Origin of the sequence: Streptomyces sp. MS191, from assembly GCF_008042125.1 — a bacterium.
Classification (GTDB): domain Bacteria; phylum Actinomycetota; class Actinomycetes; order Streptomycetales; family Streptomycetaceae; genus Streptomyces.
In genome coordinates this window covers 355,855-373,974 of sequence record NZ_RDBI01000066.1, presented here as the reverse complement: position 1 = coordinate 373,974, position 18,120 = coordinate 355,855, and the positions used below count along the sequence as shown (strand labels likewise).

The 18,120-nt window shown below is 71.0% G+C and carries 18 protein-coding genes and 1 pseudogene; 3 read left to right on the top strand and 16 right to left on the bottom strand.

Annotated elements, in window-relative coordinates; genetic code table 11:
• Positions 1–69: 69 nt before the first annotated feature.
• A complete protein-coding gene (locus EAO71_RS30320) occupies positions 70–1,032 on the bottom strand; it encodes a LysR substrate-binding domain-containing protein (RefSeq protein ID WP_147980987.1) in 963 nt (320 codons plus the stop codon).
• 133 nt (positions 1,033–1,165) lie between these two features.
• On the opposite strand from EAO71_RS30320, the gene EAO71_RS30315 reads away from it, so the two are divergent.
• Both EAO71_RS30315 and EAO71_RS30310 read left to right on the top strand, forming a co-directional pair.
• Entirely contained in the window at positions 1,166–1,720 is a 555-nt protein-coding gene (locus tag EAO71_RS30315) for a peroxiredoxin (protein ID WP_147980986.1), read from the top strand.
• Positions 1,721–1,726: 6 nt separating this feature from the next.
• Positions 1,727–2,260 carry an alkyl hydroperoxide reductase gene (locus tag EAO71_RS30310; protein ID WP_147980985.1) on the top strand — a complete coding sequence of 178 codons (534 nt, stop codon included), beginning with the start codon at positions 1,727–1,729 and terminating at the stop codon, positions 2,258–2,260.
• An 87-nt stretch (positions 2,261–2,347) separates the two neighbouring features.
• Here the strand turns inward: EAO71_RS30310 and EAO71_RS30305 are convergent, their stop codons facing one another.
• The 6 genes from EAO71_RS30305 to EAO71_RS30280 all read right to left on the bottom strand — a co-directional run bounded on the left by EAO71_RS30305 (position 2,348) and on the right by EAO71_RS30280 (position 8,575).
• On the bottom strand, positions 2,348–2,644 hold the full coding sequence (locus EAO71_RS30305; protein WP_147980984.1) for a hypothetical protein: 297 nt from the start codon (positions 2,642–2,644) through the stop codon (positions 2,348–2,350).
• Complete coding sequence (locus EAO71_RS30300) at positions 2,641–3,345, bottom strand: hypothetical protein (RefSeq protein WP_147980983.1); 705 nt, start codon at positions 3,343–3,345, stop codon at positions 2,641–2,643. Before EAO71_RS30300 ends, EAO71_RS30305 begins: the two co-directional genes overlap by 4 nt.
• Entirely contained in the window at positions 3,342–4,994 is a 1,653-nt protein-coding gene (locus EAO71_RS30295) for an AI-2E family transporter (protein ID WP_147980982.1), read from the bottom strand. The genes EAO71_RS30300 and EAO71_RS30295 overlap by 4 nt, the downstream gene beginning before the upstream one ends.
• A gap of 115 nt (positions 4,995–5,109) precedes the next feature.
• Entirely contained in the window at positions 5,110–5,799 is a 690-nt protein-coding gene (locus EAO71_RS30290) for an aggregation-promoting factor C-terminal-like domain-containing protein (RefSeq protein ID WP_147980981.1), read from the bottom strand.
• Between the two features lie 385 nt (positions 5,800–6,184).
• Positions 6,185–7,507: a PhoH family protein gene (locus tag EAO71_RS30285; RefSeq protein WP_147980980.1), complete on the bottom strand. Its 1,323-nt coding sequence runs from the start codon at positions 7,505–7,507 to the stop codon at positions 6,185–6,187.
• Between the two features lie 306 nt (positions 7,508–7,813).
• A complete protein-coding gene (locus tag EAO71_RS30280) occupies positions 7,814–8,575 on the bottom strand; it encodes an isoprenyl transferase (RefSeq protein WP_137993617.1) in 762 nt (253 codons plus the stop codon).
• A 110-nt stretch (positions 8,576–8,685) separates the two neighbouring features.
• Between EAO71_RS30280 and mgrA the strand changes: the two genes are divergently transcribed.
• Positions 8,686–9,723 carry an L-glyceraldehyde 3-phosphate reductase gene (gene mgrA / locus EAO71_RS30275; RefSeq protein WP_147980979.1) on the top strand — a complete coding sequence of 346 codons (1,038 nt, stop codon included), beginning with the start codon at positions 8,686–8,688 and terminating at the stop codon, positions 9,721–9,723.
• A 349-nt stretch (positions 9,724–10,072) separates the two neighbouring features.
• On the opposite strand, the gene EAO71_RS30270 is transcribed toward mgrA, so the two are convergent.
• The 9 genes and pseudogenes from EAO71_RS30270 to cpaB form a co-directional block, all read right to left on the bottom strand.
• Positions 10,073–11,581, bottom strand: coding sequence for a DUF2079 domain-containing protein (locus EAO71_RS30270; RefSeq protein ID WP_261992418.1), 1,509 nt, complete (start codon positions 11,579–11,581; stop codon positions 10,073–10,075).
• Between the two features lie 67 nt (positions 11,582–11,648).
• Positions 11,649–11,882: pseudogene (locus EAO71_RS30265) on the bottom strand (prepilin peptidase); the annotation flags it as partial.
• 91 nt (positions 11,883–11,973) lie between these two features.
• Positions 11,974–12,861, bottom strand: coding sequence for a DUF5936 domain-containing protein (locus tag EAO71_RS30260; RefSeq protein ID WP_147980976.1), 888 nt, complete (start codon positions 12,859–12,861; stop codon positions 11,974–11,976).
• A gap of 13 nt (positions 12,862–12,874) precedes the next feature.
• Positions 12,875–13,813 (bottom strand): type II secretion system F family protein, encoded by a 939-nt coding sequence (locus tag EAO71_RS30255; RefSeq protein WP_147980975.1) that lies wholly within the window; start codon positions 13,811–13,813, stop codon positions 12,875–12,877.
• Between the two features lie 9 nt (positions 13,814–13,822).
• Positions 13,823–15,163, bottom strand: coding sequence for a CpaF family protein (locus tag EAO71_RS30250; protein WP_147980974.1), 1,341 nt, complete (start codon positions 15,161–15,163; stop codon positions 13,823–13,825).
• Positions 15,160–15,699 carry a TadE/TadG family type IV pilus assembly protein gene (locus EAO71_RS30245; RefSeq protein ID WP_147980973.1) on the bottom strand — a complete coding sequence of 180 codons (540 nt, stop codon included), beginning with the start codon at positions 15,697–15,699 and terminating at the stop codon, positions 15,160–15,162. Before EAO71_RS30245 ends, EAO71_RS30250 begins: the two co-directional genes overlap by 4 nt.
• Complete coding sequence (locus EAO71_RS30240) at positions 15,696–16,067, bottom strand: TadE/TadG family type IV pilus assembly protein (RefSeq protein WP_147980972.1); 372 nt, start codon at positions 16,065–16,067, stop codon at positions 15,696–15,698. The genes EAO71_RS30245 and EAO71_RS30240 overlap by 4 nt, the downstream gene beginning before the upstream one ends.
• Complete coding sequence (locus tag EAO71_RS30235) at positions 16,064–17,341, bottom strand: AAA family ATPase (RefSeq protein ID WP_147980971.1); 1,278 nt, start codon at positions 17,339–17,341, stop codon at positions 16,064–16,066. Before EAO71_RS30235 ends, EAO71_RS30240 begins: the two co-directional genes overlap by 4 nt.
• A gap of 7 nt (positions 17,342–17,348) precedes the next feature.
• Complete coding sequence (gene cpaB / locus EAO71_RS30230) at positions 17,349–18,056, bottom strand: Flp pilus assembly protein CpaB (RefSeq protein WP_147980970.1); 708 nt, start codon at positions 18,054–18,056, stop codon at positions 17,349–17,351.
• Positions 18,057–18,120: the final 64 nt, after the last annotated feature.

The window sequence follows — 18,120 nt, the reverse complement described above, 5'->3', positions numbered from 1 at the left end:
CGCCCACCGGGGAGGCGCGGTCGCGGACCGCGGCGGATGAGGATCCGCGCCGGTGGGCGCCGGGACCCGTCAGGTCCCGGCGCCCACCACGCGTACCGGCAGACGCCTCATCGCACCCCGCAGCGCCCCGGCCAGTTCCTCGAACTCACCCTGCCGCGCCGCCCCCGCGCGCATCGCGAGCGCGACCCGCCGGGACGGGGCCGGATCCGTGAAACAGCCCGTGAACAGGGCCGTGTTGCGCGCCGTCTCGACCTTGACCGCCGTACGCGGCAGCAGGGTCACCCCGAGGCCGCCCGCCACCAGCTGCACCAGCGTGGACAGCCCGGCCGCGGTCGTCGTGACCGGCGCCCCCTCCGTACGGCCCGCCTCGCGGCAGATGTCCAGTGCCTGGTCCCGCAGGCAGTGCCCCTCGTCCAGGAGCAGCAGCTTCAGCTCCCGCAGCGCCTCGCGCGGAATGTCGTCCCGCCCGGCCAGCGGATGCCCCTCCGGGGTGACGAGCACGAAGTCCTCGTCGAAGAGCGGCAGTTCCACGACGCCGGGCACCCCGAGCGGCACCGCCAGCAGCAGCAGGTCGAGCCGCCCGGCCGCCAGCCCCTCCAGCAGCGACGAGGTCTGCTCCTCGTGCACCTGGAGATCGAGCTCCGGATAGCGCTGGTGGACCAGCCGCAGCACCGTCGGCAGCAGATACGGGGCCACCGTGGGGATCACCCCCAGGCGCAGCACGCCGGTGAACGGCGCCTGCGCCGCCTCCGCCTCCTCCATCAGCTCCGAGACCGCGTCCAGCACCGCCCGCGCGCGCACCGCCAGCCGCTCCCCCGCGGGCGAGAGCAGCACCTTGCGCGTCGTACGCTCGAGGAGCTGGACACCGAGTGCCTCTTCGAGAGCCGAAACCGCGCCCGAGAGCGCCGGCTGACTCATGCCGATCGCCGCCGCCGCGTCCCGGAAGTGCAGATGCTCGGCGACCGCGGCGAATGCCCTGAGCTGCGAAAGGCTCGGCTGCTTGCCACGGTGCGGGCCGTACGGGGATGCCACTGATAACCACCTTCGATCAACACGACCCAGTCTAGCTATTTCACTGATCAATGCACTCCGTGCCATGCTGAGCACACGTCCAACCCCTCACGGAAGACCCCAAAAAGGACTTCCACCATTGCAAGGAGAGCGCGTGCTCACTGTCGGTGACCAGTTCCCCACCTACGACCTGACCGCCTGCGTGTCGCTGGAGAGCGGCAAGGAGTTCGAGCAGATCGACCACAAGTCCTACGAGGGCAAGTGGCGCGTGGTGTTCTTCTGGCCGAAGGACTTCACCTTCGTCTGCCCCACCGAGATCGCGGCCTTCGGCAAGCTGAACGACGAGTTCGCTGACCGCGACGCCCAGATCCTCGGCGTCTCCGGCGACTCCGAGTTCGTGCACCACGCCTGGCGCAAGGACCACGCCGACCTGCGTGACCTGCCCTTCCCGATGCTCGCCGACTCCAAGCACGAGCTCATGCGCGACTGCGGCGTCGAGGGCGAGGACGGCTTCGCCCAGCGCGCCGTCTTCATCGTGGACCCGAACAACGAGATCCAGTTCACCATGGTGACCGCCGGCTCCGTCGGCCGTAACCCCAAGGAGGTCCTGCGGGTGCTGGACGCCCTGCAGACCGACGAGCTGTGCCCGTGCAACTGGAACAAGGGCGAGACCACCCTCGACGCGGCCGCCCTCCTGTCGGGCGAGTGATCTGACGTGGCTCTCGACGAACTCAAGTCCGCCATCCCGGACTTCGCCAAGGACCTCAAGCTGAACCTCGGTTCGGTGATCGGCAACAGCGAGCTGCCGCAGCAGCAGCTCTGGGGCACCGTCCTGGCCTGCGCGATCGCCTCGCGCTCGCCGAAGGTCCTCGCCGAGCTGGAGCCGGAGGCCAAGGCCAACCTCAAGCCCGAGGCGTACACGGCGGCCAAGTCCGCCGCCGCGATCATGGCGATGAACAACGTCTTCTACCGGACCCGGCACCTGCTGTCGGACCCCGAGTACGGGACGATGCGCGCCGGACTGCGGATGAACGTCATCGGCAACCCGGGCGTCGAGAAGGTCGACTTCGAGCTGTGGTCGCTGGCCGTCTCCGCGATCAACGGCTGCGGCCAGTGCCTGGACTCGCACGAGCAGGTCCTGCGCAAGGCCGGCGTGGACCGCGAGACGATCCAGGAAGCCGTCAAGATCGCCTCGGTGATCCAGGCGGTCGGCGTGACCCTGGACGCGGAAGCGCTCCTCGCCGAGTAGACGGCACCGCACGACGAAGGGCCCCGGAGTCACTCACTCCGGGGCCCTTCCGCATGCCTGTCGCCGGTGGACCGGCCGGGCCCGGCCTCAGCCCTGGCGGAGCGCCGCCATCAGCGCCTTCATGTCCTGGGCGAGCAGCGCGTCGACACCCGACAGGTCGATGGTCTTCGCCTGCGGGACCGCCTCGTTCTTCTCGCCGTCCCAGTTCTGCAGCCGCTGCAGACTGATCTCGATCTCCACCTGCCCGTCGAGAACCCGTATCCAGGCACCCAAGTCATTCTCGTCACGGTCGAAGTACGCGACCTCCCCGAGCCCGTCGACCCTCTCGGCCTCCGTCCGGAGGTCACCGAGCCGCGCCTCGAACTCGGGACCGGGATCGGTCACCTTGTGCAGTTCGTAGTAGACGTCGACGCTGAAGCCGGTGTCCGGGCGAGCAGCGCGTCGACACCCGACAGGTCGATGGTCTTCGCCTGCGGGACCGCCTCGTTCTTCTCGCCGTCCCAGTTCTGCAGCCGCTGCAGACTGATCTCGATCTCCACCTGCCCGTCGAGAACCCGTATCCAGGCACCCAAGTCATTCTCGTCACGGTCGAAGTACGCGACCTCCCCGAGCCCGTCGACCCTCTCGGCCTCCGTCCGGAGGTCACCGAGCCGCGCCTCGAACTCGGGACCGGGATCGGTCACCTTGTGCAGTTCGTAGTAGACGTCGACGCTGAAGCCGGTGTCCGGCGAACCGATGATCGCCGAGCAGGTGGCCCGCTCCAGCGCCGGATCCTCCTGCCGCGACCCGTTCCCGTCCCGCGACACCTCGCCCAGTTCTCCGGACASCGCCTTCAGCTCGGCCTTCGCACACACGTCCCCGACCGAGCGGTACCCGCCGAGGTCGACGCCGCGGCCCGCCTCGTACCGCTCGTGGGCGTACAGGCCACCGCCCCACAGGGCCGACGCGACGACCGCGCCACCCACCGCCCACAGCCACGGCCGCACGGGCCGCGGCGGTTTCGGCGGCACCGGGTCGATGACGGCCGACGGTGTCCGGGCCTCGGACAAGCCACCCCCGTCGACGAGTTCCGGATCCGAGATCACAGCCGGTCCCGGTCCTTCGAGCCAGGCGCCGGCGTCGGCGCCACCGCGAACGCCGTCGCACCACGGGGCTCGGGGGACGTCCGCAGCGCCTGCTCGTGGCTGTACGCGCGCAGGTAGCCGACGACGGTGTTGGTGACGGCGACCAGGGGCACCGCCACGACCGCGCCGCCGATACCGGCGGTCAGTCCGCCGGCCGCGACCGCGAGCACGACCGCCAGCGGGTGGACCCGCACCGCCCGGCCCAGGATGAAGGGCTGCAGGACGTGGCCCTCGATCTGCTGCACCGCCAGCACCACGACGAGGACCATCAGCGCGGTGAACACACCGTTGGTGACCAGCGCGACCACCACCGCGAGGGCACCCGAGATCACGGCGCCGACCAGCGGGATGAACGCGAAGAGGAAGATGAACACGGCCAGCGGCACGGCCATCGGCACATCGAGGAAGTACAGGCCGAGGCCGATGAACACCGCGTCGATCAGGGCGACGAGCACCGTGCCGCGCACGTACGCGGTCAGGGTCCGCCAGGCCCGCGGACCCGCGCCCGCGACTCCCGGCCGGGCCTGCGCGGGCACCAGCTTCAGCGTCCAGTTCCAGACCTTCTTCCCGTCGTAGAGCAGGAAGAGCGTCGAGAACATCGCGAGCAGTATCCCGGTCATCGCCTCCACGACCACGGTCACGCCCTGGAGCCCGGCGGACGTGATCTGCTCGGTGTTGGCGCCGATGGTGTCGCTGAGGTTCTTGGCGATGTCGTTGATCTGCTGCTCGGTCACATGGAACGGGCTGTCCAGCAGCCACCGCTTCAGCTCTTCGATGCCGTCCCGGACCCGGTCGGAGAGGTTGTCGATGTTGTCCATGACCTGCCAGACCACGAACCAGCCGACCAGGCCCATCACCACGAACCCGGAGACGGCCGTGACGGCCGTGGCCAGCCCGCGCGGCAGACCCGCCTTCCGCAGCCGCGCCACGGTCGGCTGCAACAGCGCCGTGATGAGCAGTGCGGCGACGAACGCGAGGACGACCAGCTGCACGGAGCTGATCACCTTCATCAGCACCCAGACCGTGCCGGCGAGCACCAGCAGGCGCCAGCCCGCCTCGGCCGCGACCCTCATGCCCCACGGGATGGCGTCGATCGGGTCGGGCCTGGCGGCGACGGCGGGGGCGTAGTCGGGCGGCGCGGGCACGGCGCGGTCGGCGGCGGAAGGGGCACGCCGGCCCGGCCACCGCGCCGCGGCGGCCGCCCCCGCCTTCGCCGCACCCGCCCTGACGGCGGCGGCGGCTCCGCCCGCGACCGGGGTGCCCGGCGCGTGGTCCACTCCCACCCCGTCGACGGTCCCGCCGGTCGCGTCGGTCCGGTCGGATTCGGCGGAGTGGTCGGCCTCGCCGGAGGACGTGTCCGCGCCGGTTTCGTCGCCGGGCACGCCGGCGGTTTCGTCACCGTGCACGCCGGCGGGCTCCCCGGCCGGGTCACCCGCGCCGGGCACSCCGGCCGCGGCGCCCGAGGGGGCGTCCGGCTCGTCGCCCGCGGCGCCGGGGGTCGGGCCGAGCGCGTCCCGCGCCTCCGCCTCCGCCCGGCGCTCCTCCAGGCGTTCGCCCATGTGACTCAGACCGGCACCGATCCGGTTCAGCCATCCTGGCAGTCTCGACATCTCGTTCCCTCTCCCCCGCTCTCACCCCCCGGGTGCCCGTGGCTTCCCGAACCTACACGCACGGAGCCCCCCACCGTAGGACGGTGGGGGGCTCCGCGAAGTTGAGCGGGCCGGACTAGTACCAGCGGTTGGCCTGCCAGAACGACCACGCGCCACAGGGGCTGTCGTAGCGGCTGTTCATGTAGTTCAGGCCCCACTTGATCTGGGTGGCCGGGTTCGTCTGCCAGTCGGCGCCGGCCGACGACATCTTCGAACCCGGGAGGGCCTGGACGAGACCGTAGGCGCCCGAGGAGGGGTTGGTCGCGCGGTAGTTCCAGCCGGACTCGTGGTCCACGATGTTGCTGAAGCACTGGAACTGCGAGGCGGGGATCATCTGCCGGGCGATCGCCTTGACCTCGGCGATGCTGTAGGACCCCTGGGCGGAGAAGCTCGACGCGTCGCGCAGCGAGGAACGGTCGGCACGCTCGGCGGCGTCCTTGCGCTCCTGCTCCGCCTTGTCGGCGGCCTTCTTCTTCGACTCGGCGTCCTTGGCGGCCTGCAGGCGCGCGGCTTCCTCGGCGGACTTCTTCGCGGCCGTGTCGGCGGCGGCGGCCTGCACGTCCGCCTGCTCGGCGAGCGAGGAGACCTGTACCTGGGCCTGCTGACCGGCGGGGATGTCAGCGAGCAGGGTGGTGTCGGCTGCGGTGGCCTCGAAGTTGTCGTCCGCGGGCTGGGTGTTGCCCGAGGCAACACCGACGACGGCGCCGACAGTGGTGACCGCAGTGGCCGAAGCCACCGCGAATCCCCGGACCGAGATCCGGCTCACACGGTTTCCTTCCAGCATCACCCGCGCTGGTGACCAAGCGGGCGAAATCGTGCCCCTGGCGCTGGTCTCCGAACTGCTGGGTCACAGAAGACACGGGCCCGTGGTGCTGTGGGCGGCATACGGCGGACAGTTGTTGAGTTGTGTGGTGCCGCACCCCTGAGGGTGCACGTGTGCCGTATGCGGGGCCTGACGGAAGCAAGACTTTGCCGGACGGCGACGCCGCAAGGCAATTCCACGTTGCGTGTGAAAGCTCACACCCCGCCAGTCACAGGAGATTTGGCCGATAAGGCGGACAGCGCGACGCCGCCCGGCTAAGCTCCTGCGCTCTGCCGGGCGGCGCCAACTCCCGTACGGGTACGGGAAGGTGCTAATCCTACGAATCCACTCAGATCTGGCCGTCCTCCAGCATTTCGGTCACAAGCGCCGCAATCTGCGAACGCTCGGAGCGGGTGAGCGTGACATGGGCGAAGAGCGGATGGCCCTTCAACTTCTCCACCACGGCGACGACTCCGTCGTACCGGCCGACCCGGAGGTTGTCCCGCTGCGCGACGTCGTGCGTCAGCACCACCCGGGAATTCGACCCGATCCGGGACAGAACGGTCAACAGGACGTTCCGCTCCAGCGACTGGGCCTCGTCGACGATCACGAACGCGTCGTGCAGCGACCGGCCCCGGATGTGCGTCAACGGCAGGACCTCCAGCATCCCGCGCCTCAGCACCTCCTCGATGACCTCACGCCCCGCCACCGCCGACAGCGTGTCGAAGACCGCCTGAGCCCACGGGCTCATCTTCTCGGCCTCGCTGCCCGGCAGGTACCCGAGCTCCTGCCCGCCGACCGCGTACAGCGGACGGAACACCATCACCTTCTGGTGCTGCCGGCGCTCCAGGACCGCCTCCAGGCCCGCGCAGAGCGCCAGCGCGGACTTGCCCGTACCGGCCCGCCCGCCCATCGAGATGATGCCGACCTCCGGATCGAGGAGCAGGTCCAGCGCGATCCGCTGCTCGGCACTGCGCCCACGGATGCCGAACACCTCCCGGTCGCCCCGCACCAGCCGGACATTGCCGTCCGCGGTCACCCGGCCGAGCGCCTTTCCCCGCTCGGACTGCAGGACCAGCCCGGTGTGCACCGGAAGCTCCGCCGCCTCCGGCACGTAGAGCCTCTCCTGGTCGAACAGGATGTCCACCTGCTCGGCCGAGAGACCCAGCTCGGACATACCGGTCCAGCCGGAGTCCGTGATGGCGAGCTCGGCACGGTACTCCTCGGCGAGGAGCCCGACCGACGACGCCTTGATCCGCAGCGGCAGGTCCTTGGAGACGACGGTGACGTCGAACCCCTCGGCCTGCAGATTGCGCGCGACCGCCAGAATCCGTGAGTCGTTGTCCCCCAGCCGGTAGCCGGCCGGAAGGACCCCGGGGTCCGAATGGTTCAGCTCGACCCTCAGCGTGCCGCCCAGCTCCCCGATCGGGAGCGGCGCGTCCAGCCGCCCGTACCGGACCCTGAAGTCGTCCAGGAGGCGCAGGGCCGCCCGGGCGAAATAGCCCAGTTCGGGATGGTGTCGCTTGGCCTCCAACTCGGTGACCACGACGATCGGAAGCACGACCTCGTGCTCCTCGAACCGGGACACGGCGTTGGGGTCGGCCAGCAGGACGCTGGTGTCGAGAACATAGGTGCGCCTGTCGGACAAGCGGCGCTTCGTACTGGTCACCACGGAAGGACAGACCCCCTTTGACGACCCTTGTGAGGTCGGGGCGCGACGGAAGCGGTGTCGCTGCGGGATGGGACCGGGCTCTGGCCACGATGCGCGGGCCGAGCTCCGGCCCTCCGCTTCGTCCGTACATGTCCTGCACGGTCGTCCTGGTGCAACGGGCCTCCCGGGTGGCGGTCTCCGTGCCGCTCACTCTGGAAGGGGTATTCCCTCGAACACCCGCCGCCATGCCAGGGCATATGACGACGCGTTCGTGAACGCCCGGTGACCCGCCCCGGTCCGCCGCCGGGTGCCGTGGTGACGCGGCCGTCAGGTGCCGTAGCGGCGGTGCCGGGCCGCGTAGTCGCGCAGCGCGCGCAGGAAGTCGACCTTGCGGAACGCAGGCCAGTGCACTTCACAGAAGTAGTACTCGGAATGGGCGCTCTGCCACAGCATGAAACCGGACAGACGCTGCTCGCCACTCGTACGGATCACCAGATCCGGGTCGGGCTGACCCCGCGTGTACAGGTGCTCGGAGATGTGCTCGACATCGACGATCTCGGCGAGCTCCTCGAAGCTCGTCCCCTTCTCCGCGTGCTCCAGGAGCAGCGAACGGACCGCGTCCGCGATCTCCTGCCGGCCGCCGTAGCCCACCGCCACGTTCACGAGTATCCCCGTGTTGTCGTGCGTGGACTGCTCGGCCTCCTTCAGCACCGACTGCGTACGCGCCGGCAGCAGGTCCAGCGTGCCCACGTGGTGCACCCGCCAACGACCGTCGGCGGCCAGCGCGCGCACGGCGTTCTCGATGATGCCCAGCAGCGGGACGAGCTGCTCCTCCGGCCGGTTCAGGTTGTCCGTGGACAGCATCCAGAGCGTGACGACCTCGACGTCGGTCTCGGCACACCAGCCGAGCAGCTCCTGGATCTTGTCCGCACCGGCCTTGTGGCCCTGCTCGGGGGTCCCGCCGGACGCCTTGGCCCAGCGCCTGTTGCCGTCGAGGATGACGCCGATGTGCTTGGGCACCTGGGCATGGTCGAGGCGGCCTTCCACCCGGCGTGCGTAGAGCCCGTACACCAGGTCGCGCAGGTTCACTGTTCTTAACCCCTCCATGCTGCGGCGGTCCCCGAAGCCGACACACTACTGCGCACGGGTCAACGGCTCCCAGCCCGGGACTGTCACAAGTCCGTGATAAGCAGAGATACGTGACTGATTCCCCCCTGTACCGCGCCTCCACGGACCGCTACGACGCCATGGAGTACCGCCGCACCGGCCGCAGCGGGCTCAAGCTCCCCGCCGTCTCGCTCGGCCTGTGGCACAACTTCGGCGACGACCGCAGCCTCGACTCGCAGCGCGCCATCCTGCACCGCGCCTTCGACCTGGGCGTGACCCACTTCGACCTGGCGAACAACTACGGACCGCCGCCCGGCTCGGCCGAGCTGAACTTCGGCAAGATCTTCGCCCAGGACTTCGCGCCCTACCGCGACGAGCTGATCGTCTCCACCAAGGCCGGCTACCTCATGCACCCCGGCCCCTACGGCGAGTGGGGCTCCCGCAAGTACCTGATGTCCTCGCTCGACGCCTCCCTCAAGCGGATGGGCCTCGACTACGTCGACATCTTCTACTCGCACCGCTTCGACCCCCACACCCCCCTCGAAGAGACGATGGGGGCCCTCGCCTCCGCCGTCCGGCAGGGCAAGGCGCTGTACGTCGGCGTCTCCTCCTACACCAGCGAGCAGACCGCCGAGGCCGCCGGCATCCTCAAGGACATGGGCGTCCCCGCCCTCATCCACCAGCCCTCGTACTCGATGATCAACCGCTGGACGGAGGAGGACGGCCTCCTCGACACCCTGGAGGCGGCCGGCATGGGCTGCATCTCCTTCGTGCCGCTCGCCCAGGGCCTGCTCACCAACAAGTACCTGAAGGGCATCCCGGAGGGCTCCCGGGCCACGCAGGGCAAGTCCCTCGACCCGAACCTGCTCTCCGACGAGGTGCTGCGCCGGCTCCGCGGCCTCGCGGACATCGCCGAGCGCCGCGGACAGTCGCTGGCGCAGCTGGCGCTGTCGTGGGTGCTGCGCGACGAGCGGATGACCTCCGCGCTGATCGGCGCGTCCAGCGTCACGCAGCTGGAGGAGAACGTGGCCGCGCTGGCCGCGCCGCCGCTGACCGAGGAGGAGCTGAAGGAGATCGACTCCTTCGCCGTCGACACCGCGGGCACCAACATCTGGGCCGGACGGAACTGATCCGCCGGGTCACGGCACGCGTCGCACGGGGGGCGCCACGGGGGGCGCGGAGACAAAAAACGGGCCGGTCCGTGGGGGGGATACGGACCGGCCCGAGGGGGGGTTTCCACCATAACCCTTCATTAGTGCCGGCGCGTGCCACGTGCGGCCACTGGTCCGATACGGAATACGCGGATCCCAGGCGGGACAAGGGTCGTAGGGCTCCATGGCGGGTTTGCGCCCCGGCGTGGCGGCGGGTTTCGTCCCTCCCAGGGGGGACCCCCGCCGACAGGCCTCCGGTTGACGCCGAAGCCGTGCCGAGCCCTGACCGGCGGATTCGGCCACGGCCGGCGGGGGGCCGCCCTCCCGCCTAATCCGCCCCGGCCACCGCGCCCCCACGGCCCGCCACCCGGCGCAGCAGCGTGATCCCCTCGCGGCGGGCGACCAGCTCGTACCCGTACTTCTGCCGCGCCGCCGCCAGCTCCGCCTCCTGCTGCTCGATCGGGTAGGGCCAGTGGCCGGGCTTGTACGGCCAGGCCTCGGGCGTCTCCCGGTCATGGACGATCCACTCCGCGGTGGGCGGCGGCAGCTGCCCGCGCTCGTACCGGTAGAGCCGCCCGTCCACCGGGAACGTAGGGAAGAGGACGACGACGCACCGCGAGGTCAGCTGCGGAGCCAGCCGGTTGGAGGCGGCCACGGTCGCGCCGTCCGGGATCCGCGCCAGCAGCGCCCGGGCCGCCTCGACATGCCCGGTGGTGCGCCAGGTGGCGCGCTGGCCGAGCTGCGCCAGCGGAAACGACGGCAGCATGACCGCGGTCACGGCGAGCACGGTGGCGAGCGAGGCCCGGACATGGCGGGCGGCGAGCGGGTGGTCGGTGCGGCGCCAGCCGGCGAGGGCGTCGATCAGCCCGGCGAAGACGACCGGCATGAGGATCGCGCTGTAGTGGAAGGCCGTGCCCCAGTGGAAGCCGTTCTCCGAGACCATCCGCCATCCGAGGGTGGGCAGGGCGACGATCGAGAGCGGGGAACGCATGGCCAGCAGCGCCGACGGGGCGAAGACCAGGATCAGGGTCATCGCCTTGACGTCGGGGCGCAGGGCGTCCAGCGGGGCGTGCGCCAGCGTGGCGAGCAGCGAGCCGTGGCCGGCCGTGAGGTTGGCGCCGTGGGCGTACTCCCCGCCCGGGCTGAACGCCGGCAGCACGAACCTGATCTCGACCAGCGAACCGAGCAGCCCGGCGCCGGCCGCCGCCAGACCGAGCCGCCGCGCGCGTCCCGGGCCGCCCTTCAGCGCGATGTACACGCCGACCGCGGCGAGGGTGAGCCCCAGGTCCTCCTTCACCAGCAGGAGCGGCGCCGTCCAGGCGACGGCGTGGCCCCAGCGGCGGCGGCCCAGCGCCTCCAGGCCGAACGCGAGCAGCGGCACGCCGAGGCACACCTCGTGGAAGTCGAAGGCGGCGGCCGAGGCGATGCCCCAGCTGAGGCCGTACCCGACGGCGACGACATGGGCGGCCCCGCGACCGAGCGCGCGGGCCGCCCAGCGGGCGAGCGGCACGACGGCGAGGGCCAGCAGCGCGGACTGGGCGATCAGCAGACAGAGCGGGGACGGCCAGATCCGGTAGAGCGGGGCCAGGGCGGCGAGCAGCGGATGGAAGTGGTCGCCGAGCAGATGGAACCCCTCCCCGCGCAAGGGGACGACCGGGGCGCGGAGTTCGGCGTAGGCGCGGACGGCCTGCTCGAAGATGCCCAGGTCGTAGCCCGTGGTCCGCAGGAGGAGATGGCGGCGCACGGCGACGGTCGTGTAGAGGGCGCACAGGGCGCCGGCCCAGGCCCAGGGCAGAAGGGCGGACCTGCTCCGAGGTGACCGGAGGACCGCCGGCACCACACGCGGTCCTCGCAGGCTTTTGTTATTAATTGTCCGCATACGGCTGGATGCTAGGGCGGGAACCTCAAGGGGTGGCGGACAGCGCGCCGAGAAGCAGACCGAGCAGAGCGCCACCGATCATGAACGGGCCGAACGGAATCGCGGACTGACGACTCCCCCGCCGCACGACGACGAGCCACAGCCCGTACACCGCACCCGACAGGAACCCCGCGAACGTCCCCGCGAACAGCACACCCCAGCCGTACCAGCCGAGCACCGCGCCCAGCGAGAGCGCCAGCTTCACGTCCCCGAAGCCCATCCGCTTCGCCGTCATCCGCCGCTTCTCGAAGATCGACGTCTGAGGAGGAGGACGACATGGATGTCGGGGGTGGGTGCCGGTCCCATGGGTGTCATTCCCCGGTGAGGGAGCCGAAGTTCGTGCCTGTTCCGAGGAACAGGCCGGCGCCGAGCAGGATCATCGTGGCGGGGACCATCAGGGTCGTGATGACCATGGTGGCCTTGGGTACGGCTTTGGCGGCCTTTCTGCGGGCGTTCTGGGCGTCGGTGCGTCGCATGTCGTTGGCGATCTGTATGAGGGTCTCGACGATGGGGGCGCCGAGTTCTTCGCCTTGTTGGAGGGCGGTGACGAACTGGGCGACCTGTTCGCTGTCGTTGCGGCGGCGGAGTTCGTCGAAGGCCTGGCGGCGGCTGACGCCCATGTCCATCTGGCGGAGGGTGATGCGGAGTTCGTCGGACCAGGGGCCTTCGTACTTGTCGGCGACGCGGTCGAGGGCCTGGCGGAAGCCGAGTCCTGCGGAGACGACGACGGCGAGGACGTCGAGGAAGTCGGGGAGGGTGCGTTCGATCTGGTCCTTGCGGATGCGGATGGCGGACCAGATGCCGACCTCGGTCCAGAAGGCGGCGAAGGCGAAGAGGAGCAGGGCGACGAGGATGTCGCCGTTGGAGAGCATGACGAGGCCGCCGAGGCCGCCGAGGAAGCCGTAGACGGCGCGGCGGGCGCCGTAGCGGTCGATGGTGAGGCCGCCGGGGTTTCCGGCGAGGTCGATGCGGCGGCGGACGGCGTTGACGCGTTTGGGGCCCATGAGGCGGAGCACGGTGGCGGAGTAGCGCATGCCGAGGCGGTCGACGGCGGAGTCGACGGCGCCGGTGCGGGTGGCGCCGACTTCGAGGGCGAGCTGGAGGTCGCCGGGGAGTCTGGCGTCCGCGCGGTAGAGGCGGATGCCGTGGAAGATGCCGGCGACGGCGAGGCCGGCGGCAAGGGCGAGCAGCAGGTCCATGTCGTCCTCCTCCTCAGACGTCGATCTTCGAGAAGCGGCGGATGACGGCGAAGCCGACGACGTACAGGGCGAAGGCGATGACGACGGCGAACTGTCCGAGGCCGGAGCCGGTCATCCGGTCGAGGGCGCCAGGTTGCATGTTGTCGATGAGCAGGAGGGAGCCGATGCCGATCACGGGGACGGCGTAGGCGGTCATGCTGACCTGGGACAGCTGGGTGCGGACTTCGCGTCGGGTCTCCTTGCGTTCCTCGAGGGTCTCGGTGAGGTTGCGCAGGGAGGAGACGACGGTGCCGCCGGCCTTGTTGGCGAGGACGAGGGTGGTGACGAGGACGACGAGTTCGCGGGAGGGGAGGCGTTCGGCGAGTTCGCCGAGGGCGTCGTCGAGGGAGGTGCCGACGGCGAGTTGCTGGGCGACCTTCTCGAGTTCGTCTCCGGCGGGGGCTTCCATCTCGTCGGCGGCCATGCTGAGGGCCATGCGCAGGGCGAGGCCGGCCTGGGTGGCGTTGGCGAGGATGCGGGAGAGTTCGGGGAGTTGGTTGATGAACTTCTCGATGCGTTTCTGTCGCTGCCAGCCGAGGAATCCGAGGGCGGCCCAGATGCCGAGGAGGCCGCACAGGGGGCCGAAGAAGGGGGACAGGAGTGCCTGTCCGATGGTCCACAGGGCGGCGACGGCGGCGGTCATGGCGGCGGTGAACTCGCCGGGGGTGAGGTCGAGGCCGGTGGCGGAGATCCGTAGTTCGAGGCGGCGGCCGAACCGGGTGCGGCGGAGGCGTCGGTCGAGGGTGCGGAAGCGGCGGCGGCGTCCGGTGGTGTGGGGGGTTCCGGTGTCGCTGAGGCGGGCGACCAGGGCGGCGCGCTGGGCGGCGCCGTCGGCGTACAGGCGCAGGCCGGTCACGCCGAGGAGGCAGGCGAGCAGCGTGACGCCGATCGTGAGCAGGGTCGGATCGTTCATCGTCGCTTCCTACTTCGCTTCTCGGGTGGCGAGCTGGTCGTCCGTCGCGGCGACGCCGAAGGCCTGGGGGATGGGCTGGCCCGCCATGTAGAGCCGGTCGGCGACGCGGCGCGGGAGGGGGTGGTAGCGGAACTCACCGTGGACCCGGCCGTCGGCGGTGAGCGGCTGGGCGAGGAAGCGGCAGACGGTGGCGATGGTGAACCGTTCGCGTCCGTGGGAGGCGAGGATGGCGATCTCGGTGATCCGGCGGGTGCCGTCGGGGTGGCGGGTGAGCTGGACGAGAACGTCGACGGCGCTGTTGATCTGGTCGCGGAGTGCTTCGAAGGGGACTTTCACCTCGGACATCGACGCGAGGGTCTGGAGTCGGGTGAGGGCGTCCTCCGCGGAGTTGGCGTGGACGGTGGCGAGTGAGCCGTCGTGGCCGGTGGACATGGCTTGGAGCATGTCGAGGGTCTCGCCGCCGCGGACCTCGCCGACGATGATGCGGTCGGGTCGCATGCGCAGGGAGTTGCGGACGAGGTCGCGGATGGTGACCTGGCCGCGGCCTTCGATGTTCGGGGGGCGGCTTTCGAGGCGGATGACGTGGGACTGCTGGAGCTGGAGTTCGGCGGAGTCCTCGATGGTGATGACCCGTTCGCCTTCGGGGATGAGTCCGGAGAGGGCGTTGAGCAGGGTGGTCTTCCCGGTGCCGGTGGCGCCGGAGACGATGATGTTGAACTTGGCCTGGACGAGTCCGGCGAGCAGGAAGAGCATCTGGTCGTCGAGGGAGCCCAGCGCGATCATCTCGTGGAGGGTGTAGGCGCGGGGGAAGCGGCGGATGGTGAGGGTCGCGCCGGTGAGGGACAGCGGCGGGATGACGACGTTGACGCGCTCGCCGGAGGGGAGCCGGGCGTCGACCATCGGGTTGGACTCGTCGACGCGGCGGTTGACGGTGGAGACGATGCGTTCGATGGTCTGCATCAGCTGGTCGTGGGAGGCGAAGCGCAGCGGCAGCAGTTCGACGCGGCCGGCCCGTTCGATGAAGATCTGGTCGGGGCCGTTGACCATGATCTCGGTGATGGAGGCGTCTTCGAGGAGGGGTTCGAGGACGCCGAGGCCGAGGGCCTCGTCGACGACGCGGCGGATGAGCTGGGCGCGTTCGGCGGTGGAGAGGACGGGTCCTTCGCGGCTGATGATGTGGCCGAGGACGCGTTCGAGGCGGGCCCGGCGCTCGGCGGCGGCGAGCGCGGACATCTCGGTGAGGTCGATCTCCTCGAGGAGTTTGGCGCGGAAGGTGGCGACGAGGTGGCCGTCCTCGCGGCCGCCGGGGCCGGTCTCCTCGGGGGCGCTGATGCGGGACCGCAGACTCATGACGCGTCCTCCTCGGTCAGTGGCATGGTCGCGGACTTGCGTACGTCGCCGAAGGTCCAGAAGGGGACGACGGACGGGATGCGGACGGTGACGGAGGCGACGGCCTCGGTCGTGCCGGGGTCGACGGAGACGCGGCTGCGGTCGGCGATCCAGCCGCTCATGGCGGACCGGCCGGCGGTTTCCGGGTCGAGGGTGGAGTCGTCCTGGGTGGCGGCGCGGGCCGCGGCGCGGGCGCCGGTGCCGGCCTGCTGGGCGGCGTAGGCGGCGAGTCCGAGCTGGATGCCGGCGAGCGCGACGAGGAGCAGGACGGGCAGGAAGCCGAGGTACTCGATCGCGACCTGGCCGCGGTCGCTGCGCCGGGTACGGGCCGGGCCGCCGGGCGTCCGGGTACGGGCCGGGCCGCCGGGCGTCCGGGGCCGGCGGGCGGGCGCACGGTCCTGGCGTGCGGGGGTGCGTACCGGGCCGCCTGGCGTGCGGGGCTCCCCGCCGGCGGTTTCGCTCGCGGCCCCGGCACCGGGGCCCCTGTCGTGTGTCACGGCCGCTCCCTGTCCTCCCGTACGGCTCCGGCGTCGGCCTCGACGTCGAAGGGGAAGCTGATGGCGCCGGGGAAGAGGACCGGGACGCGCAGGGTGACCGTCGCGTGCGCCATGCCGCCCTCCGGGGCGCACGTGATCTTCGCGCCGCTCGCCCAGGCCCCGTCGAGGTTCCGTGTCCCGGCCTCGTGGCAGTCGTCCCCGACCGCGTAGGCCCGTACCGCCTCGTCGGCCGCGTTGCCGGCGAGCGAGAAGGTGTAGCCGACCAGGACGCACTGCCAGAGCAGCACCAGGGTGAGCAGGATGAGGGGCACCATGCCGAGGAACTCGATCGCCACCTGTCCTTCGTCGTCCCGGTACCGTCCGGTCATCGGTCCCGCCCTCCCGCGCGTCGGCGGAGTCCCAGCGAGCCGCGGTCGTTGCCCCGGGTGACGCGGGCGAGCTGCCCGCCGGGCTGGGCTCCCGTGGCGTCGGGGGCTTTGACCAGGCCGAGTTCACCCGCGAGCGACCACAGTGCCTGCTTCACCGAGGAGCGGGCGTCGAGGTCGTGCAGCCGGCCCGCGTCGACGACGCCCTGGAGTTCCTTGAAGTTGGCCGGTACGGCGACGCCGGCCATCCGGGTGCCGGTGATCTTCTGGATGAGCGCGGGCTGGATCTCGGTGGAGCGGTGGTAGCGGTTCACGAGGGTGGTGCTCTCCTCGGCCTTGCGGATCTGGAGGCGGTCCCACATGCGGACGGTCCGCTTGGCCGCGCGGACCGCGACGACGTCGGGGGTGGTGACGAGGAGGGCGGTGTCGGCCGTCTCGACGGCGGCGGCGTTGGCGCCGGTCAGGTAGGTGCCGCAGTCGACGACGACGACGTCGTACCGGGTGCGGAGGGCGCCGATGATCTGGCGGGCGGAGCGGTCGGCGACCTCTTCGCCGCGTTCGCCGTCGGCGGGGGCGAGGAGGAGCGCGAGGCCGGTCTCGTGGGTGTAGACGGCGTCCTGGAGGACGCGGGGCGAGATGTCGTCGACGGCGGCGAGGTCGGCGAGGGAGCGGCGGAACTGGACGTCGAGGTAGGAGGCGACGTCGCCGCCCTGGAGGTCCATGTCGACGAGGGCGACGCTGCGGCCGGAGGCGCGGGCCGCGAGGGCGAGCTGGACGGCGGTGACGGTGGTGCCGACGCCGCCCTTGGCGCCGCTGACGGTGACGACGGTGCCGCCGGGGCCGGTGAGGGTCTCGGCGCCGCTGCCGAGGTGGCGGCGGACGCCGGCGGACCACTGGGCGGCGGCCTGGACGCGGCTGGCGAGTTCCTCGTAGTGGAGGGGGAGGGTGACGAGTCCGCGGGCGCCGGAGTCCATGGCGGCGGAGAACAGGACCGGGCTGGCGTCGGAGGTGATGAGGACGACGCCGACGGCGGGGAAGCGGAGGGCGACCTCACGGATGAGTTCGAGGGCGGGTACGGGCCCGATGCGTTCGTGGACGAGGACGACCTCGGGGAGTTCGTCGAGGGAGGTGGCGGCGAGCCGGGCGAGGGTGTCGACGAGGTGGGTGGAGTCGGCGACGGGAGGGGCGGGTTCGGCGTCGGGGAGCTGGCTGAGCAGGCTGATGACGGACCGGGCCGCGTCGGGGTCGCCCACGGCCGGCAGGATCCTGGTGGTCATACCGGCCTCACTTGTCCTTGTCGAGCGTGTAGGTGCGGTCGCCCGGGGTGAGCGTGTCCTCGCTGCCGGGTGCGACGAGCGCGAGGCGTACGTGTTCGGCGAAGGACTCGGCGTAGGCGACGCGCTGGGTGTCGAGGGTGGAGAGGGCGAAGGTGATCGGGACGGCCTCGGTGGCGCGGTTGCCGCGGTCGTCGCCCTTGGCGTCGATCGGGGTGAGCGTGCCGACGTCCAGGACGCGGGCGTTGCTGACGATGACCTTGGACTGGGCGGGTGTGCCGCCGCGTTCGGCGGCGAAGGTGGCGTAGATGTTGACGGTCGCCCCGGGCGTGATCTTGCCGGCGACGCCGGTGGCGGCGTCGATCATGATGGCGATCTCCTGCTGGCCGGGGCGGAGCGCGGGCCGCTTGACGATCATGTCGGTCTGCAGGAGGGAGCCGCCCTGGAGGGTGGTGACGGCGATCTTGCCGCGGATCTGGGAGAGGTCGGTGACGGCGTTGGCCGAGAGCCATCGCCGGGGCATCGAGATCTTCTCGAACTGGCCCTCGTCCAGGGCGGTGTAGGGCGCGACGTCCTTCTTGATCCGGTACGCCGTGACCTCGGGTCCGACCTTGGCGTTGGCGTCGCTGATCACGGAGAGGACTCCGGCGAACGCGCCGAGGGCGCACAGGACGGACAGCAGGAGCAGGAGGACGCCGCGGCGCTGGCGGGAGTTCATGGCCGTACAACCTCGATCGGATGGGTGTGACGCGGCGGACGGGGGACGCGGGGCTGGGTCGGCG

Excerpts from the sequence above, each read along its gene's own strand:
- EAO71_RS30260 (WP_147980976.1), bottom strand. The coding sequence starts at position 12,861 with ATGGACCTGCTGCTCGCCCTTGCCGCCGGCCTCGCCGTCGCCGGCATC.
- EAO71_RS30255 (WP_147980975.1), bottom strand. The coding sequence starts at position 13,813 with ATGAACGATCCGACCCTGCTCACGATCGGCGTCACGCTGCTCGCCTGC.
- EAO71_RS30250 (WP_147980974.1), bottom strand. The coding sequence starts at position 15,163 with ATGAGTCTGCGGTCCCGCATCAGCGCCCCCGAGGAGACCGGCCCCGGC.
- EAO71_RS30240 (WP_147980972.1), bottom strand. The coding sequence starts at position 16,067 with ATGACCGGACGGTACCGGGACGACGAAGGACAGGTGGCGATCGAGTTC.
- EAO71_RS30235 (WP_147980971.1), bottom strand. The coding sequence starts at position 17,341 with ATGACCACCAGGATCCTGCCGGCCGTGGGCGACCCCGACGCGGCCCGG.
- cpaB (WP_147980970.1), bottom strand. The coding sequence starts at position 18,056 with ATGAACTCCCGCCAGCGCCGCGGCGTCCTCCTGCTCCTGCTGTCCGTC.